Below are 22,106 nucleotides of genomic sequence, written 5' to 3'. Positions count from 1 at the left end.
CTGCCTAGCATCCGTCAGATGAGCACCCTTGCCTGGACCGACAAGCTGGTCCTGAACCAACCCAAGCTGGACACCACCCACCAGGAGTTCGTCGAACTGCTGAACGGCTTCGGCGCCGCGCTGGACGGCGGCAGCGATCCCCTGCCCGCCTACAACGAGCTGCTGGCCCACACCGAGGCCCACTTCGCGATGGAGGAGGACTGGATGGCGCGTTGCGGCTTCGAGCCGCAAAACTGCCACGCCAGCCAGCACGCGATGGTGTTGCGCGTCATGCGCGAGGCGCTGCGCTACGCCACCGAGCTAAAGGATCGCGAGCCGCTGAACATCCTGCGCACCGAGCTGGCCCAGTGGTTTCCGCAGCACGCTGAGATGATGGACACCGCGCTCGTGTGGACGATGGAGCAGCGTGGCTTCGACCCGGCAACGGGCGAATGCCGCGAGCCCGTCGCGGCGGGAGCCGCGCACGGCTGCGGATCGAGCAGCTGCGGCGGCTGACCCGGCCTCCTACTTCTTCAGGTACTCGAAGAAGGCCTGCGAGTTGGACTCGCGGCCGAGGAAGTCTTTGACCAGTTCAGGCGCCGGCTTCTGTGCGCCCTGGCCCAGCACCTGCTCTCGGTAGCGCTTGCCGACCTCGGGGCTCAACTTGTCGGCCTCGAACGCCGTGCGAAGGTCCATGGCGACCACCAGGCTCCACAGATAGCCGTAGTAGCCCGCGCCGTAGCCGCCGGCGATGTGGGCGAAGCCCGCCGGGAACAGCGTGTCCGGCACATGGCCCAGCGGCGTGGCGCCTTCCATCTTCGCCCACAGCGGCAGGGGCTCGGGCCTGGCCGACTGGTGCAGGGCGATGTCGTAGCTGGCAAAGAGATGCTGGCGACCGAACTGGCCGCCCTTGCCGTAGTGCTTGGCAGCCTGGGCCTGCGTCACCATCGCGTCGGGCACGGGCTTGCAGCCGGGGCAGACCTCCTGCATCAGCTTGAGCACTTTGCTGTCGTAGACCCAGCTTTCCAGCATCTGTGACGGCGCCTCCACGAAGTCGTGCATGACGCTGGTACCCGAGGTCGTCGTGTAGCGGGTGCTGGACAGATTGACGTGCACCGCATGGCCCAGCTCGTGCAGCAGGGTCTCCACCTCGTCCAGCGTCAGGCCGTTGCGGTCGAAGTTGACGACCAGGGCCGCGGCCGGCGTGCGGTGGGCGCGCGTAGCGCTGCCGCGCAGCGGCCACACGGCGGCGTGGTTGTACTTGCCGTCGCGCGGGTAGAGGTCGACGTAGAGCTGGGCGATGGCCTTGCCCGAGGCTGCGTCGCTGACGACGTAAGTCTGGGCCTCGTCATGCCAGAGCTTGTTGTCAATGCGCTGGTACTTCACGCCCATCATCTTCTCGATGACGTGCAGCGCGAACTCCAGGCTGGCCTGGGGCGGGAAGTAGGGGCGGAAGGCGTTCTGGTCGACGCTGAACTTCTGCAGCTTGACGCGCTCGCCGTAGAAGCTGGCGTCCCAGCGCTCGATGCGCGTCTGCTCGAAGGGCGTGCCCAGGTGCTGGGCCTTGGCGGCGCGCAACTCCTGCAGCTCGACCTTCTCGCGCTCGTTGACGGCGCTGGTCACGGAGTCCAGGAAGCGGGTCGCCGTGGCGCCGTCCCTGGCCATCTGGCGGCGCAGGTTGAAGTCGACGTAGTTGCCGAAGCCGAACAGTGCGGCGTACTCGCCGCGCAGCGTGACGATCTGGGCCAGCAGGTCGAGGTTGGCCTGGCCGCCCTCGTTGGTCTTGGCCAGCCACATGCGCTGGCGCGCCTCGCCACTCTCGGCGCTACGCATGACGGGCACGTAGCTGGGATAGTCCACGCCCAGCAGGATGCGGCCCTGGTCGTCGCGCTTGGCTTTCTCCCAGACGCTGGCCGGCACGCCCTTGAGCTCGGCCTCGGTGAAGGCGACGCGGATGCCGGCGTCGCGGATGTTCTTGTTGAACTGCTGGTCCAGCTCGGTGAGCTTGTCCAGGATCTGCTTGGCACGCTCGCGCTTGGGAAGTGGCAGGGCCACGCCACTGTCCTCGAACTGGCCCGAAGCCAGGCGCACGAGCTCGGCGTCGATACCGTCCTTCTTCGGCGCCCTCTGCAGCGCGCGGTAGACCTTCTCGTTCTGGCCAAGGCTGGAGCCGAAGTCGGCCCAGCGCAGCGAGCAGGCCTGGGCGGCGTCGCGCACGGCCTTGTCGGGGTGGACGTTGAGGACGAAGTCCGTGGGCGCCTGGTGGTCTTCCAGATAGACGGTCAGGTCGTCGTAGGCGGCCAGCCAGCCGGCGTCGACCTTGCGCTTTTCCAGCGCCGCGACCCGCTGCTTCGCGCCCTTGAGGCCGGTGTCGCAGCGCGTCGTGACGTCGGACGCGGATGAGAACTGCGGGAAATTGGGGCCGGGCAGCGTGGGTGCCGCCTGGGCGATCGACAGGGTCAGCGCCAGCAGGGCTGCGCCGGTGAGCGAGGGATGCATCGGGTCTCCTTGTGGGAAACCGCCATTCTCGCGAGCCGGCATCGGCCAGCCATCGGTCACACCGGGCTGTGGCGCACTGCCTGCGGATTGACCTCGATGTTGGCGACGTGGCTGATGCGCAGCCCTCCCGGGCTGGGCACGGCCAGGACGGACGTGCGGTTCTGCGACGCGGGGCCCGGCTCGCCGAGAAACTTGACGTCGAAGAACACGGCATGCGCCTTCTTCACGGCGGCATGGCCCTGCAGGGGCAGGCCAAAGAGGCGGTGCAGGCCGGTGGGCTCAACGTGGATGGTGAAGGTGTCCACATCACCCACCATCTGCAGTCGCTTGCCGGGCCGCGTGTGCGGGGCCACCAGCACGATGTCAGGCACGCTGTCCGGCGTCTGGCCGGCCTGGCCGACGCGCACCGGCTCGCCCAGGTAGACCTCGATGAAGCGATCCAGCCGCGCCGGCAGGCCGAAGGCCGGGGAGTGTCGGTGCGCGGCCCTGCAGCGGCGCTGCGAGAACCGCGCCACGGCGCCACGCAGCGCGGGCGGTGGCAGGGTCTGGCGGTAGTTCAGCATGGCCGGCGGCGGGTGGCCACCAGCACAGTCCGCGGCTTCAGCGGCCCAGCAGGGCCTTCACCTGGGCCAGCGCGTTGGGGTCGTCCAGCGTCGTCAGGTCGCCGGGGTCGCGCCCCTCGGCCACGGCCTGCAGCGCGCGGCGCAGCAGCTTGCCGGAGCGGGTCTTGGGCAGCACGCCGACGAAGTGCACCCGCGCCGGGCGGGCCACGGCGCCGAGCTGGCCGTCGACATGCTTCATGACCTCGCCCTCCAGCGCCGTGGAAGCCAACGCCGGATCGCGCAGCACGGCGAAGGCGATGGCCACCTGGCCCTTGAGCTGATCGGCCACGCCCACCACGGCCACCTCGGCAATCGCGGCATGGCTGGAAATGCTCTCCTCGATCTCGCGCGTGCCCAGGCGGTGGCCTGCCACGTTGATGACGTCGTCGGTGCGGCCAAGGATGAAGGTGTAGCCGTCCTCGTCGCGCAGGCCCCAGTCGAAGGTGGAATACACCTGCCGACCGGGCACGCTGCTCCAGTAGGTGCGCACGAAGCGCTCATCATCGCCCCACACGGTCTGCAGGCAGCCCGGCGGCAACGGGTGCTCGATGACCAACACGCCCTTCTGGTTGGGCGCGGTGAGCGCCTCGCCGGTCTGCTCGTCGAGCAGCTTCACGTCGTAGCCATACATGGGCATGCCGGGCGAGCCGAAGCGTGTCGGCACCGGGGCAACGCCGGGCACGTGGTTGGCCACGGTCAGCAGCGGCCAGCCGGTCTCGGTCTGCCAGTAGTTGTCGACGATGGGCACGCCCAGGGCCTCGGCGATCCAGCGGCCAGTGGGTTCGTCCAGCGGCTCGCCAGCCAGGAAGAGCGCGCGCAGACTGGAGAGGTCGTGGCGCTTGAGCAGCGCGGGGTCGTGCTTCTTGAGCACGCGCACCGCGGTTGGGGCGCTGAACATGACCGTCACCTTGTACTTCTCGACCAGGCTCCACCAGACGGCGGCATCCGGGTTGACTGGCAGGCCCTCGTACATCAGCGTGGCCATGCCGGCGATCAGCGGGCCGTAGATGATGTAGCTGTGGCCGACGACCCAGCCGATGTCGCTGGTTGAGAAATAGGTCTCGCCGGCCTTGCCGCCGAAGATGTAGTCCATGCTCGTGGCCAGGGCCACGGCGTAGCCGCCCACGTCGCGCTGCACGCCCTTGGGCTTGCCCGTGGTGCCACTGGTGTAGAGCGTGTAGCTGATGCTGTTGGATTCCAGCCAAGTGACCGGCACCTTCTGGCCCAGGTGCTGGCCGCGCAGCGCGGCGTAGTCCAGGTCGCGGCCGGCCACGGGGGCGAAGGGTGCGAGGCCGCGGTCCACCATCAGCACCTTCTCGGGCTTGTGGACGGCGAGCTGGATGGCTTCGTCCAGCAGCGGCTTGTAGGGCACCACCTTGCCGCCACGACTGCCGGCGTCGGCGCTGACGATGAGCTTCGGGCTGGCATCGTCGATGCGGCTGGCCAGGCTGACGGAGGCAAAGCCGCCGAACACCACCGAGTGGATGGCGCCGATGCGCGCACAGGCCAGCATCGCGAAGGCCGCCTCGGGGATCATGGGCATGTAGATCAGCACACGGTCGCCCTGCCCCACGCCCTGGGCCAGCAGCATGGCCGCGCAGGCCTGCACCTCAGCCTGCAGCTCGGCAAAGCTGTAGACCACTTCCTTGCCGACCTCGGTGGACACCCAGATCAGCGCGGCGTCGCCCGGCCGCGTCGCGGCGTGGCGATCCACGGCGTTGTGACAGAGGTTGGTCGTGCCACCGACGAACCAGCGTGCGAACGGCGGCCGGCTCACGTCGCAGACCTGCTGCGGCGGCGTCTGCCAGTCGATGCGGCGGGCCTGTTCGGACCAGAAGGCGTCGCGCTCGGTCAGCGAGCGCTGATGGAAGTCGGCATAGGTCTGTGTCATGTCGACAAGTGTGCGCAGCAGGCACTGACGTCAGTCTGACCCCGTGGCAGGCGTGACAAAATCCAGGGTTTCCACGGAGCTCGCGGCTGACGAAGCCGGGGTTTGCCCTGAAAATAGACCGCTTTACGTCCGCTTTGATTGACGGTGCCGGGTGCCCCACCTAACCTCCGCGCCGCTGTCCCGTCCCCGCTATCGCGACCGCCCGCGGTCCGCCCCTGATCCCCGGCTCCCTTCTCCCGCATGTCCCTGGTTTCCGTTGTCCCGCTGAATCGCCTTGCGGCGGCCTGCCTTCTGGCAGCCGGCTGCGTGGCTGCGCAGGCGCAGGGCGTGGCCCAGGCCGCGACGGTGACGCCGCCGCCAGGCACGATGACGGGGGCCTACGGCCAGAGCCTGCAGCAACAGCAGGCCGCCGCGGCCAAGCCGGCCCAACCCGCCGCAGCCAGTGACGCGGTCAGCCGCTTCCTCAACGAGCGCGGCCTGCTGAACGCCTCCGAGCAGAGCGCCCCGACGCGGCTGCTGGCCAGCGTGCGCGATACGGCCTCCGACCTCGTGCTGTCGGCCATGAACTTCCTGGGCGTGCGCTACACGCGTGGCGGCAACTCGGTCGAGAACGGCTTTGACTGCAGCGGCTTCACCCGCCACATCTTCGAGATGAGCGTGGGCCTGGTGCTGCCGCGCCGCGCCGACGAGCAGGCCAAGGACGACAGCCTGATGTCCATCCGCCGCGACGAGCTCAAGCCCGGCGACCTGGTGTTCTTCAACACGATGAAGCGCACCTTCAGCCACGTGGGCATCTACGTCGGCGAGGGCAAGTTCATCCATGCCCCCCGCACCGGCAGCGCCGTGCGCGTGGAGGACATGCGCGACTCCTACTGGGCCAAGCGCTTCACCGGCGCGCGCCGCGCCGACCTGAAAGCCGCGGCGGCCGGCGACGGCGCCCTGACGCGCTGACGGCACCCGCCGGAACCCGTCCGGCAGGCGTCATCACCTGCTGCCTCAGAAATCGAAGTTCAGCACCGTGTCGCCGGTCAGCGTCTGGCTCTGCGTCTTCGGCGTGGCGCCGGTCGCGCTGGCCTCGAAACGGTACCTGGCCGCATCGGCCGGCGTGCTGCTCCAGACAAAGCCCGTGGCGGACGCCTGATAGGCCGTCAGGACCGGCGCGGATAGCGGCAGCCGCATCGAATAGGCACCGCTGGTGCTGTCGGCATTGGCATAGCCCACCTCGACGGTCGGTCCAGCGGTCAGCGCCTGCAATGCGCGCACGGCGCCCCCGGTGTTGGCCGTGGATCCGGCCAGTTTGATCGTGCCCCCGACGGCCGCCGACGCGGCCGAGGCCGGCGGCGCGAGTCGCGCGGCGTCGCCACCGACGTAGGTGTAGGCCGTCGTCGTGACGGGCACGCCGGTGACGACGGCATTGGCCCGGCCGGCGGCGGTGACGACGAGGTCGTAGGTACCTGCAGGCACCGGGTAGAGGACGAACTTACCGTTCGCGTCGGTCGGCGTGGCGCGCACCGGCACGCCTGCAGACTGCACCGACACCGTCGCGGCGCCATTGGCCAGCGCAGCGTCGACGAAACCGATGACCCGCTGGCCGGCGTCGCCAAGCAGCGGGATCAACGAGAGGACCGGCTTGAGCTGCACCTTGCCGGAATTGCCGGCCCGCACGAAGGACTTGCAGGCATCGAAGTCGATCGCGAAATCGGCCACCTTGTCCGCAGCCACCGTCAGGTTGGCGTTGAGCTTGAGGCCGCTTTGCATGGCGCTGGGCGTCTCGACGGCCTGTTCGCCGCCGCCAGTGATGACCACCGAGTTGGCCAGCGGGCTGGTTGCCGTGTTGGCCGACAGCACCAGGCGCAGCTGCTGGTAGGTGCCGGCGGGCAGTTGGGTCTGGCCCAGCGTGGTCATGGCACCGTTGGACAGCGACAGCAGGTCGATGCGCTGCGGCGTGGCGAGGGCGATGTCGGTCCAGCCGGCGTCGGTAGCCTCCGCCGACGCGCTGCCGTGCACGCGCACCTTCTCGACGGTCACGTAGACATGGTCGAAACCGCAGGCAGGCGCGTCGGTCAGCGAGACACGCAGCGTGCCGGTGGCGGCATTGGGATTCGCCATCGGTTCACCGCCGCCGCCGCCACCACCGCAGGCGGCCAGGGCGGCAGCTGCGGCGACGGGTAGAGCGAAGCGACGAATGGCGGAATGGTTCAGGTAAGACATGGCAGGCCCCTCAACGACTGTGAAGGCGCCAGCCTAGGGGAGCCGCGTGAGCCTTGATGTCGGCCGCGGAACGAGTTCTCTGTCAGCGCCGTCCGACAGACTTGCACGGAGCTGTCTGGCCGGACTGCGTGCAGCCCGGCCCCGCCGGCTCAGCCGGCCACGCGCTTGGCCACCAGCGTCAGAATCTCGTAGCTCGCGCAAAGTTCGCCACGCTGGTTGGTGACGGCCACGTCCCAGCCGATGACACCCTGCGCCGGCTGGTCGTCACGTGGCGGGCGGTCGATCTTGCGCTTGGCGGTCAGCCGCGCCTGGATGGTGTCGCCGATGGCCACGGGCGTGATGAAGCGCAGGTTCTCCAGGCCGTAGTTGGCCAGCACCGGGCCGGGGGCCGGGCTGACGAACAAGCCGGCGGCCGCCGACAGCACGAAGTAGCCGTGGGCAATGCGCTTGCCGAAGGGCGATTCCCGGGCCGCGACCTCGTCGAAGTGCATGTAGAAGTAGTCGCCCGACAGGCCGCCGAAGGCGACGATGTCCGCCTCGCCCACCGTGCGGCGGTGGGTCAGCAGGCTCATGCCCACCTCGACGTCCTCGAAGTAGCGGCGGAAGGGATGGATCTCGCTCTCGGTGACGGCGCCACCGCGCTGGTACTCGCCCGTGACGGCCGAGATCATCGTCGGCGAGCCCTGCACCGCGCAGCGCTGCAGATAGTGTTTCACCGCGCGCAGGCCGCCCAGTTCCTCACCCCCACCCGCGCGGCCGGGGCCGCCGTGCTTGAGCTTGGGCAGCGGCGAGCCGTGACCGGTGTTCTCCAGCGCGGCCTCGCGGTCCAGCACCAGCATGCGTCCGTGCCAGGCCGCGAAGGTCGGCACGGCTTGCGCGGCCAGGGCCGGCGTCTTGGTGCAGACGGTGCCCACCAGGCTGCCGCGGCCCAGTGTCGCCAGGTGCAGCGCCTCTTCGAAGTCGCCGTAGGGCAGCAGCGTCGTCACCGGGCCGAAAGCTTCCAGATGGTGGGCGTCGCTGGCGGCCGAGTCACGCGCCAGCAGCAGCGTCGGTGCAAAGAACGCACCGTCCTTCACGCCCTCCCCTTTGGGCGCAAAACCGTCGCGCTCCGACAGCAGCAACTCACAGTTCTGCGCCAATTGCGCCACGCGCTCGGCCACGTCGGCCTGCTGGGCCTTGCTGGCCAGCGCCCCCATGCGAACGCCCTCGACGGCGGGATCGCCCACCACCGTCTTGGACAGGCGGGCCTTCAGCGCAGCCGCGACCGCATCGACCAGCTTGGCCGGCACGATGGTGCGGCGGATGGCCGTGCATTTCTGGCCGGCCTTGGCCGTCATCTCGCGGGCCACTTCCTTGATGAAGAGGTCGAACTCCGGATCATCCGGCGTCACGTCGGGCGCCAAGATGGCGCAGTTCAGGCTGTCGGCCTCGGCGTTGAAGGGGATGCTCTTCTTCAGCAGATTGGGGTGGGCCTTCAGCATCAACGCGGTATCGGCGCTGCCGGTGAAAGTGACGACGTCGGCCTCGTCCAGGCGCTCGAACAGGTCGCCCGTGCCGCCGATGATGAGCTGCAGCGCGCCCGCCGGCACCAGGCCGGAGTTCACGATAAGGCGCACGCAGGCCTCGGCGACGTAGCTGGTCGCCGTCGCCGGCTTGACCAGGCAGGGCATGCCGGCCAGGAAGCTGGGCGCGAACTTCTCCAGCATTCCCCACATCGGGAAGTTGAAGGCATTGATGTGAAGGGCCACGCCACGCTTGGGCACCATCACATGGCTGCCGATGAAGTGGTTGTTGGCCCCCAGCCGCATGGGCGGCCCCTCGTGCAGCACGTTGCTGCTGGGCAGGTCCTTGCCGCCGATGGAGGCGTAGGCGAACAAGGTGCCGATGCCGCCTTCGATGTCGATCCAGGAGTCGCTGCGCGTCGCGCCCGTGTGGGCGCTGATGGCGTACAGCTCTTCCTTGCGCTCCATCAGATAGCCGGCCAGCGCCTTGAGCACGCGGGCGCGGTCCTGGAAGTGGCTGCGCAGCAGGCCGGGCAGCGCCGTGCCCCGCGCGTAGGCCATGGCCTCGGCGAAGTCCAGGCCCTCCTCGTGGGTGTGGGCGACCACGCGGCCGTTGATGGCGCTCGTCAGCGGCTTGGCCGCCCGCTCGCCAACCCAGCGGCCGGCGATGTAGCTCTGCAGCGTGCTCACTTGATGAGCGCCCACGCGCCGTCCTTGATCTGCACCATCACGCGCGCGCGCTGGTCCAGGCCCAGGTGGTCGCCGGCCGACATGTTGAACACGCCATGCGCGCCGGCCACGTTCTTCACGTTTTCCAGCGCATCGCGCAGCGCGGCACGGAAGGCGGGCGTGCCGGGCTGGGCCTTCTTCAGCGCCTCGGGCGCTGCAGCGGCAAGCAGCAGGCCGGCATCCCAGGCGTGGCCACCGAAGGTGGACACCGAACCCTTGCCATGTGCCGCCTCGTACTTGGCGATGTAGTCCTGCGCGCTCTTCTTCACCGGATGATCGGCCGGCAGCTGGGCGGCGACGAGCACTGGGCCGGAGGGCAGCAGCGTCCCCTCGACGTCCTTGCCACCCACGCGCAGGAAATCGTTGTTCGCCACGCCGTGGGTCTGGTAGATCTTGCCGGCGTAGCCGCGCTCCTTCAGTGCCTTCTGCGGCAGCGCGGCGGGAGTGCCCGAGCCAGCGATGAGGATGGCGTCGGGCCTGGCGGCCACGAGTTTGAGCACCTGGCCGGTGACGGAGGTGTCCGTGCGGTTGTAGCGCTCGGTCGCGACGATGTTGAGCTTCTTGGTCGCTGCGATCTTGTTGAACTCGCCCCACCAGCCCTCGCCGTAGGCATCGGCGAAGCCGATGAAGGCCGCCGTCTTCACGCCGTTGTCGACCATGTGAGTCACGATGGCCAGGGCCATCATGATGTCGTTCTGAGGCGTCTTGAAGACCCACTTTTTCTTGGCATCGATGGGCTCGACGATGCGGGCCGAGGCGGCCATCGAGATCATGGGCGTGCCGGACTCGGAGACGGCGTCGATCATCGCCAGCGAGTTGGGCGTGACGGTGGAGCCGATGACGATGTCGACCTTGTTCTCGGTGATGAACTTGCGCGTGTTCGCCACGGCGGTCGTCGTGTCGGAGGCGTCGTCCAGCACGATGTAGTTGACCTTCTGGCCACCGATGGTGGTAGGCATCAGCGCGACGGTGTTCTTCTCGGGAATGCCGAGCGAGGCGGCCGGGCCGGTGGCCGACAGCGTGACGCCGACGTTGATGTCCGCGTGCGCGGCCAGGCTCAGGGTGGCAGCCAGGGCCAGGGCGAGTTGCTTGAATTGCTTCATGGGTCGTCTCCTCGGGTTATTGAATGTGGGCAGGCTGGCGCAGCTGAACTGCACCGAGACCGCCGAAGAACAGATCGCTGACCAGGGCAGCGAGCGCCTCATGCGAAAGATCGCCGTCGGGACGCAGCCAGGTGAAGGTCCAGTTGATCATGCCAAAAAGCAGCATGGTCAGCGGCTTGTGAAGGTTGGCGTCGCGCAGTTCGGGGCGGACCAGGCACAGCGCCGTGGCGAATTCGCCGACAACGCGACGCTCGACGTCCAGCAGGCGCTCGCGCTCGGCGTCGGCCAGGAACTTGATTTCGCTGGTCAGCACGCGGTGCTGGGCCTGCGCATCGGCATAGGCGCGGGTGAAGCGGTCAATCAGCGCACGCAGCTGGGCGTCGGGAGCCAGTTGCCGGGCCTTGACCTCCTCCACCAGGGCCAGCAACGCATGCACATGGCTGTCGCAGATCTGCGCCAGCAGGTCCTGCTTGTCCTGGAAGTAGTGGTACAGCGTGGGCTTGGCCACGCCGCAGGCCTCGGCCACCTGGTTCATGGACGTGGCGCTGAAGCCCTGGGTCGCGAACAGCCGGGCGGCGGCGGCGAGGATGTCCTCGCGCTGGGCTTCGAAGCCTGGGGCTCTCTTGCGGGCCATCAGCGCTCGTCGAAGGAGATGACGACGCGCTCGGTGAGCGGATGCGCCTGGCAACTCAGGATGAAGCCGGCGGCGACCTCGGCCTTGTCCAGCGCGAAGTTCTTGTCCATGCGCACCTGGCCCTCGACGAGCTTGCAGCGGCAGGTGGAGCAGACGCCGCTCTTGCAGGAGAACGGCACGTCCATGCCCTCCCGCGCGGCGGCGTCGAGCAGGCTGGGGTCGGTCGAGTGGAACTCGATCTCGCGCGAGATGCCGTCGCGGATGACGGTCACGCGCGCCTGCGGCGCGTCGCCGGGCTTGACCTCGTGCGGCGCCGGTTTGCCGGCCAGCGTCTCGGGCGTGCCGAAGCGCTCGATGTGGATGCGCTCGGCCGCCACGCCTGCTCCCAGCAGAGCGGCCTCGGCCTGATCGTTCATCTCGAAAGGACCGCAGACGAAGACCTCGTCCACGCTGGCGGCGGGCACCGGGCCGGCCAGGAAGACGCTGAGCTTGCCGGCGTCCAGGCGGCCGCCATAGAGCGGCGCATCGACCGCTTCGCGGCTGAAGATCATGTGCAGGGACAGCCGCGTCATGAAGCGGTTCTTCAGGTCTTCGAGCTCTTCCTTGAACATCGTCGACGCGGTGCGGCGGTTGGCATAGATCAGCGTCGCGCGGGACTGCGGCTCGCGCTCCAGCAACGCGCTGAGCAGGCTGAGGATGGGCGTGATGCCCGAGCCACCGGCGACGAAAAGCACATGGCGGCCTTCGACCCGGGCAGCGGGCAGCACGAAGCGGCCCTGCGGGGGGTAGGACTCGACGAGGTCGCCGGCCTTGAGCTGCTCATGCACCCAGGTCGAGAACGCACCGCCATCGACGCGGCGAATGCCGACCTTGAGCCGGCGGTCGGAGCAAATGGAGTAGCTGCGCCGCAGCTCCTGGCCGCCGACGCTGGCGCGCAGCGTGAGGTACTGGCCGGGCTCGAAGGCGAAACCCTCCGCCGGCGCCTCGAAGCCGACGACCATCGCGTCGTCGGTGTCGCGCTCGACCGAAGTCACGCGCAAGGGGTGGAAATGGAGTGCCATCAGCTCAGATGGGTTTGAAGTATTCGAAGGGCTCGCCGCACTCGATGCAGCGCCAGGTGGACTTGCACGCGGTGGAGCCGAAGCGGGAGAGTTGCTCGGTCTTGCCCCCGTCGCAGCGCGGGCAGCGCAGCCTGGGCACGACTGAAATGGCCTGCTCGGCGCTGCATTGCGGCGGCACGATGCCGTAGTGCTGCAGCTTCTCGCGACCCTCGGGAGTGATCCAGTCCGTCGTCCAGGCCGGGCTGCGCTGCATCGTGACGGTCACGTCGCCGAACTCGCTGAGCGCCGCGCGTACGTCGTCGACGATCAGCTCGGTGGCAGGGCAGCCGCTGTAGGTCGGCGTCAGCACGACCTCCAGGCCGGCGTCGGTCTCGCGCAGCTCGCGCACGATGCCGAGCTCCACCAGGCTGATCGCCGGGATCTCGGGGTCGGGCACGGCGGCGAGGCGCGCGCGGGCCGCGTCAATGTTCACCACACGCCCCCAGGGTAGGCGCGCTGCAGATGCTGCATCGTGGCCAGCAGATGGCCCATGTGCTCGCTGTGGATGCCGAGATGGCCCTGCGGCTGCATGGCGCTGTCGCGCGGCAGCGCCAAGCTGGCTTCCTGCATCAGCGTGGCCCAGCGGGCACGCCACTCGGGCTCCAGCTCCTTCCAGGCCGGGCCGACACCTTCGACGCCGGCAGCGGCAAACAGCTCGTTGAAGTAGGGCCACAGCACGCCCAGCGCCGCCTGCATGCGGGCCTGCGACTCCGCCGTGCCGTCGCCCAGCCGCACGACCCAGTCGCTGCTGTGCTGGCGGTGATAGCGCACTTCCTTCAGCGACTTGGCGGCGATACCGGCCAGTACGGTGTCGGCACTGGCCTGCAGGCGCTCGTAGAGCAGTTCCAGCCAGACGGCCATGGCCGCGTTGCGCAGCGTCGTCAGCGCAAAGTCGCGTCCGCCGCTGCCGTCGCTCGGGCTGGCTGCGGCATTGGGCAGCTCGACGAGGACGAGGTTGCGGTAGTCGCGCTCCTCGCGCAGGAAGGCAAGCTGGTCTTCGTCGCGGCCTTGGCCCTCGATGACGCCGGCGTGGGTCAGCAGTGCGCGCGCCTGGCCCAGCAGGTCCAGCGCCATGTTGGACAAGGCCAGGTCTTCCTCCAGCACCGGCGCATGGCCGCACCACTCGCCCAGGCGCTGGGCGTGAATGAGGCAGCTGTCGGCCAGTTGCAGGACGTAGTTGAGCTTGGCGTCCATCACATGTGATTGAGCTCTTCGGGGAGCTCGTAGAAAGTGGGGTGGCGGTAGACCTTGTCGTCGGCGGGCTCGAACAGGCTGCCCTTCTCGACCGGGTCGCTGGCGACGATCTGCTCCGAGCGCACGACCCAGATGCTGGTGCCTTCCTGGCGTCGGGTGTAGACGTCGCGCGCCATCTGGATGGCCATGGCCGAATCGGCCGCGTGCAGGCTGCCGCAATGCTTGTGGTCCAGGCCCGCCTTGCTGCGGACGAAGACTTCCCACAGCGGCCATTCGTTCTTGGTGTTGCTCATCTCTTCTTCCTCAAGCGGCCTGAGCCTTGGTGGCCTGTTTCTTGGCGTGGGCCATGGCGGCCTCGCGCACCCAGGCGCCGTCGTCCCAGGCCTTGTTGCGCGCGGCCAGGCGTTCGCGGTTGCAGGGGCCCTCGCCACCCACCACGCGCCAGAACTCGGCCCAGTCGATGGCGCCAAAGTCATAGCTGTCGCGCTCGGCGTTCCACTTCAAGTCGGGGTCGGGCACCGACACGCCGAGGATCTCGGCCTGCGGGATGGTGGCGTCGACGAACTTCTGGCGCAGCTGGTCGTTGGTGACGCGCTTGATGCCCCAGCGGATGCTCTGCTCGGAGTTGGGCGAGTCCTTGTCCGCCGGGCCGAACATCATCAGCGAGGGCCACCACCAGCGGTTCACGGCGTCCTGCACCATGGCCTTCTGCTGGGCAGTACCCTTTTGCATCATCACCAGCAGGCTCTCGTAGCCCTGGCGCTGATGGAAGCTCTCCTCGCGGCAGACGCGGATCATGGCCCGCGCATAGGGCGCATAGGAGCAGCGGCACAGCGGCACCTGGTTCATGATGGCGGCGCCGTCCACCAGCCAGCCGATGACGCCGATGTCGGCCCAGGTCAGCGTCGGGTAGTTGAAGATGGAGCTGTACTTGGCCTTGCCGCTCAGCAGCGCTGCCGTCATCTCGTCGCGGCTGGTGCCCAGGGTCTCGGCGGCAGCGTAGAGATACAGACCGTGTCCGCCCTCGTCCTGCACCTTGGCCAGAAGAATCGCCTTGCGCTTGAGCGTCGGGGCACGGGTGATCCAGTTGCCCTCGGGCAGCATGCCGACGATCTCGCTGTGCGCATGCTGGCTGATCTGGCGCACCAGCGTCTTGCGGTAGTGCTCGGGCATCCAGTCCTTGGCCTCGATGAAGTCCCCCGCGTCGATGCGGGCTTCAAAGGCTTGCTCGCGGGCCAGCTCCTCGGCGCTTTTGACGACCTTGGGCCTGGCTTCCCGCGCCATCAGATCCATGGCTTGGGTATACATGCTTGAAGCTCCTTACTTCTTGCGTTGATCCACGACGCGCCGGGCCTTGCCGACCAGCGTGCGCTCGATGGAATTGTTCGGCTCGACCTGGATGGTGGCGGTCACGCCGATCAGGTTCTTGATGCGCTCGGCCAGACGGCGACCAATGCCGTCGTCGGCAGCGCCCAGCGCCAGCTCGCAGCGGATCAGCAGTTCATCCAGATGCCCGTCGCGCGTGACGACCAGCTGGTACTGCCCGCCCAGCCCCTTCTCCTGCAGCACCAACTCCTCGACCTGCGTGGGGAAGAGATTGACGCCGCGGATGATCAGCATGTCATCGCTGCGGCCGACGATCTTGCCCATGCGGCGCATGCTGCGCGAGGTGGGTGGCAGCAGGCGCGTCAGGTCGCGCGTGCGGTAGCGGATGACGGGCATCGCCTCCTTGCTGAGCGACGTGAAGACCAGTTCGCCCTCGCTGCCGTCAGGCAGCACCTCGCCGGTATCGGGGTCGATGATCTCGGGGTAGAAATGGTCTTCCCAGATGGCCGGGCCATCCTTGCTTTCGACGCACTCGCTGGCCACGCCCGGACCCATCACCTCCGACAGGCCGTAGATGTCCACCGCGTCGATGCCGGCACCGGCCTCGATCTCGCGGCGCATCGCCTCGGTCCAGGGCTCGGCGCCGAAGATGCCCACCTTCAGCGACGACTCGCGCGCATCCAGCCCCTGGCGGGCGAACTCCTCGATCAGCACCTGCATATAGCTGGGCGTGACCATGATGATGTCGGGCTTGAAGTCCGTGATGAGCTGCACCTGCTTCTCGGTCTGGCCGCCACTCATCGGGATGACGGTACAACCCAGGCGCTCGGCGCCGTAGTGGGCACCCAGGCCACCGGTGAAGAGGCCGTAGCCGTAGGCAACATGCACCAGGTCGCCCGCGCGGCCACCCGCGGCCCGGATCGAGCGCGCCACCAGGTTGGCCCAGTTGTCGATGTCCTTCAGCGTGTAGCCCACCACCGTTGGCTTGCCCGTCGTGCCGGACGAGGCGTGGATGCGCGCCAGCTTCTGGCGCGGCATGGCGAACATGCCGAAGGGGTAGTTGGCCCGCAGATCGTGCTTGGTGGTGAAGGGAAACTTCGACAGGTCGGAGAGCTGCTTCAGGTCAGCCGGGTGCACGCCCTTCTCGTCGAACCTGGCCTTGTAGTGCGGCACGTTGTCGTAGGCGTGCTGCAGGCTCCAGCGCAGGCGCTCCAGCTGCAGCGCGGACAACTCGTCGCGGCTGGCGGTTTCGATGGGCTCCAGGTCGCCGGGGCGGGGGGATTTGACGGTCATGCTTCGAACACCTTGCGTTCACCGAGGCGGTAGGAGCGGCCACGGAACATCGCGATCAGATCACCGTTCTGGTTCTTCACCGTGATGTCGTAGAGGCCCGTGCGGCCGGCCAGCGAGGTCTCCTCCGCCGTGGCCGTCAGCACATCATTCAATCTGGCCGACTTCAGGATGTCGATGCCAAAGCCCGAGGCCACCGTCAGCGCATTGCGGCTGTTGCACGCGAAGGCGAAGGCCGAGTCGGCCAGCGTCGCGATCAGGCCTCCATGGCAGATCGCAAAGCCGTTCAGCATGTCGGCCCGCACGGTCATCGTCAGCACGGCCCGGCCGGGAGCGATCTCGGCGATCTGCAGGCCCAGCATGCGGCTCGCGGCATCGTCCGCGAACATGACGTCGCGCACCTTGTCGGCAATGGCTTGCGCGTCCATCAGCGGTCCCTGAACTCGGGCTTGCGCTTGTCCAGGAAGGCGGCAGCGCCCTCCTGGTAGTCGTAGGCAAAGCCGAGCTGGCTCTGCAGTGCGGCCTCGCGCTTGAGGGCGCTCTCGAAGTCCAGCTTCAGCGCCTCGTCCATCGCAAAGCGTGTCTCGGCCAGCGCGCGGGTCGGCATGGCGGCCAGCTTCTGGGCGGTGGCCATGGCCGCGTCCATCAACTCAGCATCGGGCAGCGCGCGGGCGATCAGGCCCAGGCGCTCGGCATCCACGGCCTTGAGCTTGTCGCCAAGCAGGGCCATCTCCAGCGCCTTGGCGCGGCCCACCAGGCGGGGCAGCAGCCAGGTGCCGCCGCAGTCCGGAATCAGGCCGATCTTGGAGAAGGCCTGGATGAAGCTGGCGCTCTCGCCGGCCAGCACGATGTCGCAGCCCAGCGCCAGGCTGGCGCCGGCCCCGGCCGCCACGCCGTTGACGGCCGCGACGACGGGGATGGGCATGCTGCGCAGGCGCAGGGCCAGCGGGATGTAGTAGTGGTCCAGCAGATGGCCGATGTCCTTGGGCGCGGCGCCGGCATCGCGGCTGGGCGCCACATGCGGGTCGGCCAGGTCCTGCCCCGCGCTGAAGGCCCGGCCGGCGCCCGTGATCAGCACGCAGCGCGTGCCGCCATCCGAGGCCGCAGCCTCCAGCGCTTGGCGCAGCTGGCCCAGCAGGCCCGTCGTGAACGCGTTCAGCGCCTCGGGGCGGTTCAGCCGCAGCAGGCGCACGGCGCCTTGTTGCTCGATCTGGATCAGGTGTTCGGACATGGAATTCATTTCTCTACCGACCGGTCGGTTAATCGTAGAAGCGAGCTTGATCTGGATCAAGTGGCGAACGGGAAAACCCTAGTCCCTGACGATTTCGACGTCGTCGACCAATGCCGCCACATGGGCCGGCCGCGGCGGCGCAAAGCCGGGTGCCGTGCAGGCCGCCGCGCCCGCCGCCAGCGCCCAGCGCAGGTGCTGCTCGGCCGGTGCGCCGGCGTCGCGCATCAGGCTGTCCAGCAACCCCGCCAGGGCCGAGTCGCCGGCGCCCACCGTGTCGACAACCTCCACCCGCGGCGGCAGCCCGGTGCACTCCTCGACGCCGTGATACAGCGTCGCCCCCGCGGCACCGCGGGTCAGCAGCAGCCAGGCGCCGGGATTCCAGGCCGAGACCTGGGCCAGACCGGAGCGGTGGTCGGACAGGCGGAAGAGGCCGCGCAGGTCTTCGTCGGACACCTTGATGACGTCAGCCAGCCGGCACATCTGCTCCAGCGTGTCGTCGTAGCGCGAGTCCATCGGCGGCGCACGGAAGTTGGGGTCGTAGCTGATGAGGCGCCCCTCGCTCTTGAGCGCCTGCGCCAGGGCCAGCAGCCGGCCTGCCAGCGGCTCGCGCACCAGCCCCAGGCTGCCGAAGTGGGCCCAGCGCAGCGAGCGCGTCCAGCCGGCAGGCAGGCCCTCGGGGCGGAAATGCAGGTCCGCACTGTCCTGGCCGATGAAGAAGTAGCGCGGCGGGTCCACCTCGTGCACGACGGCCAGCAGCGGCGGCCGCGGCAACTGCTGGATGAAGCGCATGTCCAGGTGCGCTTCCTGGCTGCTGCGCCAGATCTCGGCGCCGAAAGGGTCCTGGCTGATGGCGCCGGCAAAGGCACTCAACTGGCCCAGCGTCGACATTGCCACGGCCACGTTCCAGGGTGAGCCGCCGCAGGCGCTGCGCCAGCGATCCGGGCCGACGCGGATCAGGTCGGTCAGGGCTTCGCCGAAGGCGATGAATTGCGGCAGATCGGGGTGCAGGATCATCTCCGCCGATTCAAGCGCGCCGGCCGGCCCGCCGCAAGCCCCGGCTTTTGGCGCGCTGACACAATCGGCCCATGTCCGCACGCACGATTCCTCTGCACGACATCCGCACCGCGCCGGCGGTCGCACCGGTCATCCCCGGGTCGGCCGAGCTGCCTGCAGTGCCGCTGGCCGACGCCCTCGGCCGGCCGCTGCGTGACCTGCGCATTTCCGTCACCGACCGCTGTAACTTCCGCTGCGGCTATTGCATGCCCAAGCAGGTGTTCGACAAGCACCACGAATTCCTGCCCCACAGCGACCTCCTCAGTTTTGAGGAGATCACCCGGCTGGCCCGCGCGTTCGTCGGCCTGGGCGTGGAAAAGCTGCGCATCACCGGCGGCGAACCGCTGCTCCGCCGTGGGCTCGAGACGCTGATCGAGATGCTGGCGGCGCTGCGCACGCCCGAAGGCCGCGAACTGGACCTGACGCTGACGACCAACGGCTCGACGCTCGCGAAGAAGGCCGCCGGCCTGCGCGCCGCCGGGCTGAAGCGCCTGACGGTCAGCCTGGACGGGCTGGACGACGCCGTCTTCCAGCGCATGAACGACGTCGGCTTTCCCGTGGCCCAGGTGCTGCACGGCATTGCCGCGGCGCAGGCAGCGGGCCTGGGGCCGATCAAGGTCAACATGGTGGTGCAGCGCGGTGTCAACGACGACCAGATCCTGCCCATGGCCCGCCATTTCAGGAACACCGGCATCGTGCTGCGCTTCATCGAATACATGGACGTCGGCGCCACCAACGGCTGGCGCATGGACCAGGTGCTGCCCAGCGCCGAGGTGCAGCGCCGCATCGCGGCCGAGTTTCCCCTCGCTCCGCTGTCGCACAGCGCCCCCGGCGAGACCGCCGAACGCTGGGCCTATGCCGACGGCGGCGGCGAGGTGGGCTTCATCTCCTCGGTCACGCAGGCCTTCTGCGGCGACTGCAACCGTGCGCGGCTGTCCACCGAAGGGCGGCTCTACACCTGCCTCTTCGCGACCCGAGGCCACGACCTGCGCGGGCTGCTGCGCGGCACCGCGGCCGTCAGCGACGCACAGATCGCCGGGGCCGTGGCCAATGTCTGGTCCGGCCGCGCCGACCGTTACTCCCAGCTGCGCGGCAGTGGCCAGGCGCCGACCGGCGAGCGCCGGGTCGAGATGCACTACATCGGCGGCTGATGCGCAGCGGCTGGTTCACCCCCTCGTTGCGCCGCCGTGCAGCCCTGGCCCTGGCCGCCTGCCTGCTCCTGCCCTGGACCCTCGGCGAGTTCGTCAAGGGCTTCTACCAGCCCGGCCTGGCCAGCGACGCCACCCGCAGCCAGTTGCTGATCGACTTCATCGTCATCGGCAGCAGCCTGTTCGCGCTGACCATGGTGGCCACCTGGCTCATCGGCTGCTGGGTCACGGCCGTCATGAAAGGACCGCGGCACGACGCGGACGTCTTCCCCGGCGCGCCGGGCCAGCCGCCGCCATGAACGACGTCATCGGCATGGTGCTGGCCGGCGGCCAGGGCAGTCGCATGGGGGGCGTCGACAAGGGCCTGCAGCCCTGGCGGGGCCGCCCCCTCGCCGCCCATGTGCTCGATGCCCTGCGCCCGCAGGTGAGCGGTCTGCTGATCAGCGCCAACCGCCACCTCGACGCCTACGCCGCCTTCGGCTCCCCCGTGCTGCCCGACCCGGCCGGCCTGACCTTCGCCGGGCCGCTGGCCGGCATGCTGGCCGGGCTGCGAGCCATCCCCGACGACGCCTGGCTGCTGACTGCCCCCTGCGACTGCCCCCGCCTGCCCCACGATCTCGCCGAACGGCTGCTCGCCGCGGCCGCGCCGCACGGCCTCGCCTTCGCGCAGGCCGGGCGCGAGCACCCCACCCACGCGCTGCTGCACGCCCGCCTGCGCGAGCCGCTGGCCGAGCACCTGCAGGCTGGCGGCCGCGCCGTGTTGCGCTGGATGCGCGGGCAGCCCCATGGTGTCGCCCGCTTCGACGACGAGGCCGCCTTCGCCAACCTCAACCACCTCGCCGACCTGCATGGCTGAACTGAGCATCCGCCCCATGCTGGAGCCCGACCTGCTGGCCTACAAGGCGCTGCGCGACGCGATGCTGGCCGGCCACCCGGAGGCTTTCACGTCCGACGCCGAGACCGAGAGCCGGCGCGACCTGGCCAGCTACCGCAACCGCCTGGCTGGCGGCTCGGGCGGCAGCACCTTGTTCACGCTGGTGGCGCTGGACGGCGCCCGCCTGGTGGGCGCCCTGACCTGCGAGCGCGAACCGCGCCTGAAGGTGCAGCACCTCGCCCACCTGATCGGAATGATGGTGGCCGACACCCATCGCGGCCGCGGCATCGGCCGGGCCCTGCTGGTGGAGGCCATCGCACGGCTGAAGGCTGTGCCCGGGCTGGCCCAGGTCACGCTCAGCGTCACGGCCGGCAACCACGCCGCCATCGGGCTCTACGAAAGCCAGGGTTTCGCGCGCTACGGCAGCCTGCCGGACGCCATCCGTCTGACGGACGGCCGCAGCATGGACAAGGACCTGATGCGGCTAAGGCTGGACTAGGTCGAACTGCACCACCAGCGCGTCCTGCACCGCCAGCAGGCCGCCCAGCACCGTGAACGGCTGGATGCCGAAGTCGCTCTGTCGGATGACGACCTCGCCCCGCGCGCGCCTCGCCACCACCTCGACGACGAACCATTGCCGCCGCGTGACGCCGTGCAGCGTGATCTCGGCCTCCACGGCACGCCGCGCGCCCTCGCCCAGCTGCTGCAGCGTGCGCACGGCGACCTCGGGGTGGGTGGCCGCGTCCAGCGCCTTCAGCAGATTGGCCCGCGTGCCGTCCCGGGCCGCGTCGTCCACGGCGCTCGCAAACGCCGGCCCGAGGCGCTCGCGCAGGGCCGGCGGGTCGATGTCCAGCGCATCCAGGCGAAAGCGCAGCACCGGCCCCGCCGCCGGCCAGTCCACCCGCAGGTCCGCCGCACCCAGCACGTGGTTGTGGCCCAGCCGGCCCGCCGTGCCGCCCCGAAAGACGAGGATGCGCAGCTCGTCGCCTGCGGCGGCTGCGGGCGCGGCGTCGGGTGGCGGGGCGGCGCAGCCGGCCAGGGCCGCCAGCGCCGCCACCAGCAGCAGGCGGCGTCTCGGTGTCGTTTGCACGCTCAAGTCGGGGGTTTTCCGCGGGGATTTCCGGGCCGGCGCGCAACGCTGCCGTGCCGGGCTGCACTAGCATAGCCACCATCCTCCTCAACGGAGCCCCGCCATGGCCAGCCTGTTCCGCCCCGCCCTCGACCTGATGGCCCAGTACGCCGCCTACCACCGCGACCGCCGCAACATCGCGACGCACTTCGTCGGCATCCCCCTCATCGTCTTCGCCATCAGCGTGCTGCTGTCGCGCGCCGAGTTCACGCTCGCCGGCGCGCCGATGAACGCGGCCATCGTGCTGTGGGCCGTCAGCGCGCTCTGGTACCTCACGCGCGGCAACCTCGCCCTGGGCGCCGCCACGGCCATCGTCAACGGCGTGCTGACCGCACTGGCCATGACGGCCGCGCAGGGCGCGACAACCGCCGGCTGGCTGGTCGTCGGCGTTGGCAGCTTCGTCGTTGGCTGGATCTTCCAGTTCGTCGGCCACTACTACGAGGGCAGGAAGCCCGCCTTCGTCGACGACCTCGTCGGCCTGCTCGTCGGCCCGATGTTCGTCGTCGGCGAGGGTCTGTTCATGCTCGGTTGGGGGCGCCCGTTGCTGGCCGAGATCGAAAAGCGCGTCGGGCCAACGCATCTGCGCGACCTCGCCCACCCTGTCTGAGCCG

Annotated in this window: 24 protein-coding genes; 7 read left to right on the top strand and 17 right to left on the bottom strand. The window is 69.2% G+C overall.

What is annotated here, in order from left to right; translation table 11 throughout:
* The first annotated feature begins 18 nt into the window (after positions 1-18).
* Positions 19-495, top strand: a complete 477-nt coding sequence (locus AC07VX_RS15155) for a hemerythrin domain-containing protein (RefSeq protein ID WP_493166528.1) — start codon at positions 19-21, stop codon at positions 493-495.
* 9 nt (positions 496-504) lie between these two features.
* Here the strand turns inward: AC07VX_RS15155 and AC07VX_RS15150 are convergent, their stop codons facing one another.
* The 3 genes from AC07VX_RS15150 to AC07VX_RS15140 are packed head-to-tail and all read right to left on the bottom strand — an operon-like array spanning position 505 to position 4,971.
* A complete protein-coding gene (locus AC07VX_RS15150) occupies positions 505-2,478 on the bottom strand; it encodes a M3 family metallopeptidase (RefSeq protein ID WP_493166529.1) in 1,974 nt (657 codons plus the stop codon).
* A 56-nt stretch (positions 2,479-2,534) separates the two neighbouring features.
* Positions 2,535-3,041 carry a hypothetical protein gene (locus AC07VX_RS15145; RefSeq protein WP_493166530.1) on the bottom strand — a complete coding sequence of 169 codons (507 nt, stop codon included), beginning with the start codon at positions 3,039-3,041 and terminating at the stop codon, positions 2,535-2,537.
* A 37-nt stretch (positions 3,042-3,078) separates the two neighbouring features.
* Positions 3,079-4,971, bottom strand: a complete 1,893-nt coding sequence (locus tag AC07VX_RS15140; protein ID WP_493166531.1) for a propionate--CoA ligase — start codon at positions 4,969-4,971, stop codon at positions 3,079-3,081.
* A 240-nt stretch (positions 4,972-5,211) separates the two neighbouring features.
* Here AC07VX_RS15140 and AC07VX_RS15135 point away from each other — a divergent pair, with 240 nt between their 5' ends.
* The gene (locus AC07VX_RS15135) at positions 5,212-5,922 is read left to right on the top strand and encodes a C40 family peptidase (RefSeq protein WP_493166532.1); all 711 of its coding nucleotides are present in this window, start codon (positions 5,212-5,214) and stop codon (positions 5,920-5,922) included.
* A gap of 45 nt (positions 5,923-5,967) precedes the next feature.
* On the opposite strand, the gene AC07VX_RS15130 is transcribed toward AC07VX_RS15135, so the two are convergent.
* From AC07VX_RS15130 to AC07VX_RS15070, 13 genes are all read right to left on the bottom strand, one after another.
* On the bottom strand, positions 5,968-7,182 hold the full coding sequence (locus tag AC07VX_RS15130) for a DUF4382 domain-containing protein (protein ID WP_493166533.1): 1,215 nt from the start codon (positions 7,180-7,182) through the stop codon (positions 5,968-5,970).
* 149 nt (positions 7,183-7,331) lie between these two features.
* Positions 7,332-9,374 carry a phenylacetic acid degradation bifunctional protein PaaZ gene (gene paaZ / locus AC07VX_RS15125; protein WP_493166613.1) on the bottom strand — a complete coding sequence of 681 codons (2,043 nt, stop codon included), beginning with the start codon at positions 9,372-9,374 and terminating at the stop codon, positions 7,332-7,334.
* Positions 9,371-10,516: an ABC transporter substrate-binding protein gene (locus tag AC07VX_RS15120; RefSeq protein ID WP_493166534.1), complete on the bottom strand. Its 1,146-nt coding sequence runs from the start codon at positions 10,514-10,516 to the stop codon at positions 9,371-9,373. Before AC07VX_RS15120 ends, paaZ begins: the two co-directional genes overlap by 4 nt.
* A 16-nt stretch (positions 10,517-10,532) precedes the next feature.
* On the bottom strand, positions 10,533-11,150 hold the full coding sequence (locus AC07VX_RS15115) for a TetR/AcrR family transcriptional regulator (RefSeq protein WP_493166535.1): 618 nt from the start codon (positions 11,148-11,150) through the stop codon (positions 10,533-10,535).
* Positions 11,150-12,211, bottom strand: a complete 1,062-nt coding sequence (gene paaE / locus AC07VX_RS15110; protein WP_493166536.1) for a 1,2-phenylacetyl-CoA epoxidase subunit PaaE — start codon at positions 12,209-12,211, stop codon at positions 11,150-11,152. The genes AC07VX_RS15115 and paaE overlap by 1 nt, the downstream gene beginning before the upstream one ends.
* Positions 12,212-12,215: 4 nt before the next feature.
* Positions 12,216-12,686 (bottom strand): 1,2-phenylacetyl-CoA epoxidase subunit PaaD, encoded by a 471-nt coding sequence (paaD, locus tag AC07VX_RS15105; protein ID WP_493166537.1) that lies wholly within the window; start codon positions 12,684-12,686, stop codon positions 12,216-12,218.
* Positions 12,680-13,444 carry a 1,2-phenylacetyl-CoA epoxidase subunit PaaC gene (paaC, locus tag AC07VX_RS15100; RefSeq protein ID WP_493166538.1) on the bottom strand — a complete coding sequence of 255 codons (765 nt, stop codon included), beginning with the start codon at positions 13,442-13,444 and terminating at the stop codon, positions 12,680-12,682. The genes paaD and paaC overlap by 7 nt, the downstream gene beginning before the upstream one ends.
* The gene (gene paaB / locus AC07VX_RS15095; RefSeq protein WP_394396507.1) at positions 13,444-13,737 is read right to left on the bottom strand and encodes a 1,2-phenylacetyl-CoA epoxidase subunit PaaB; all 294 of its coding nucleotides are present in this window, start codon (positions 13,735-13,737) and stop codon (positions 13,444-13,446) included. The genes paaC and paaB overlap by 1 nt, the downstream gene beginning before the upstream one ends.
* A 10-nt stretch (positions 13,738-13,747) precedes the next feature.
* Positions 13,748-14,752, bottom strand: coding sequence for a 1,2-phenylacetyl-CoA epoxidase subunit PaaA (gene paaA, locus AC07VX_RS15090; protein WP_493166539.1), 1,005 nt, complete (start codon positions 14,750-14,752; stop codon positions 13,748-13,750).
* 12 nt (positions 14,753-14,764) lie between these two features.
* Positions 14,765-16,063: a phenylacetate--CoA ligase PaaK gene (paaK, locus tag AC07VX_RS15085; RefSeq protein WP_493166540.1), complete on the bottom strand. Its 1,299-nt coding sequence runs from the start codon at positions 16,061-16,063 to the stop codon at positions 14,765-14,767.
* The gene (paaI, locus tag AC07VX_RS15080; RefSeq protein WP_493166541.1) at positions 16,060-16,488 is read right to left on the bottom strand and encodes a hydroxyphenylacetyl-CoA thioesterase PaaI; all 429 of its coding nucleotides are present in this window, start codon (positions 16,486-16,488) and stop codon (positions 16,060-16,062) included. The genes paaK and paaI overlap by 4 nt, the downstream gene beginning before the upstream one ends.
* A complete protein-coding gene (locus tag AC07VX_RS15075) occupies positions 16,488-17,291 on the bottom strand; it encodes an enoyl-CoA hydratase-related protein (RefSeq protein WP_493166542.1) in 804 nt (267 codons plus the stop codon). Before AC07VX_RS15075 ends, paaI begins: the two co-directional genes overlap by 1 nt.
* Before the next feature lie 78 nt (positions 17,292-17,369).
* Positions 17,370-18,305 (bottom strand): carbohydrate kinase family protein, encoded by a 936-nt coding sequence (locus tag AC07VX_RS15070; RefSeq protein ID WP_493166544.1) that lies wholly within the window; start codon positions 18,303-18,305, stop codon positions 17,370-17,372.
* Between the two features lie 71 nt (positions 18,306-18,376).
* Between AC07VX_RS15070 and moaA the strand changes: the two genes are divergently transcribed.
* From moaA to AC07VX_RS15050, 4 genes are read left to right on the top strand one after another with little or no spacing between them, the layout of a single operon-like run.
* Positions 18,377-19,495, top strand: a complete 1,119-nt coding sequence (moaA, locus tag AC07VX_RS15065) for a GTP 3',8-cyclase MoaA (RefSeq protein ID WP_493166545.1) — start codon at positions 18,377-18,379, stop codon at positions 19,493-19,495.
* Entirely contained in the window at positions 19,495-19,791 is a 297-nt protein-coding gene (locus AC07VX_RS15060) for a hypothetical protein (protein WP_493166546.1), read from the top strand. The genes moaA and AC07VX_RS15060 overlap by 1 nt, the downstream gene beginning before the upstream one ends.
* Entirely contained in the window at positions 19,788-20,348 is a 561-nt protein-coding gene (mobA, locus tag AC07VX_RS15055) for a molybdenum cofactor guanylyltransferase MobA (RefSeq protein ID WP_493166547.1), read from the top strand. The genes AC07VX_RS15060 and mobA overlap by 4 nt, the downstream gene beginning before the upstream one ends.
* Positions 20,341-20,865 (top strand): GNAT family N-acetyltransferase, encoded by a 525-nt coding sequence (locus tag AC07VX_RS15050; protein WP_493166548.1) that lies wholly within the window; start codon positions 20,341-20,343, stop codon positions 20,863-20,865. Before mobA ends, AC07VX_RS15050 begins: the two co-directional genes overlap by 8 nt.
* Here AC07VX_RS15050 and AC07VX_RS15045 read toward each other — a convergent pair.
* Positions 20,851-21,456, bottom strand: coding sequence for a YceI family protein (locus AC07VX_RS15045; protein ID WP_493166614.1), 606 nt, complete (start codon positions 21,454-21,456; stop codon positions 20,851-20,853). The two genes, AC07VX_RS15050 and AC07VX_RS15045, sit on opposite strands and share 15 nt — an antisense overlap.
* Positions 21,457-21,559: 103 nt before the next feature.
* Between AC07VX_RS15045 and AC07VX_RS15040 the strand changes: the two genes are divergently transcribed.
* On the top strand, positions 21,560-22,102 hold the full coding sequence (locus AC07VX_RS15040; RefSeq protein ID WP_493166549.1) for an Mpo1 family 2-hydroxy fatty acid dioxygenase: 543 nt from the start codon (positions 21,560-21,562) through the stop codon (positions 22,100-22,102).
* Positions 22,103-22,106 lie beyond the last annotated feature (4 nt).

It is taken from the genome of Roseateles sp. GW821-FHT03B02 (genome assembly GCF_059421025.1).
This window is presented reverse-complemented; position numbering and strand designations above follow the sequence as displayed.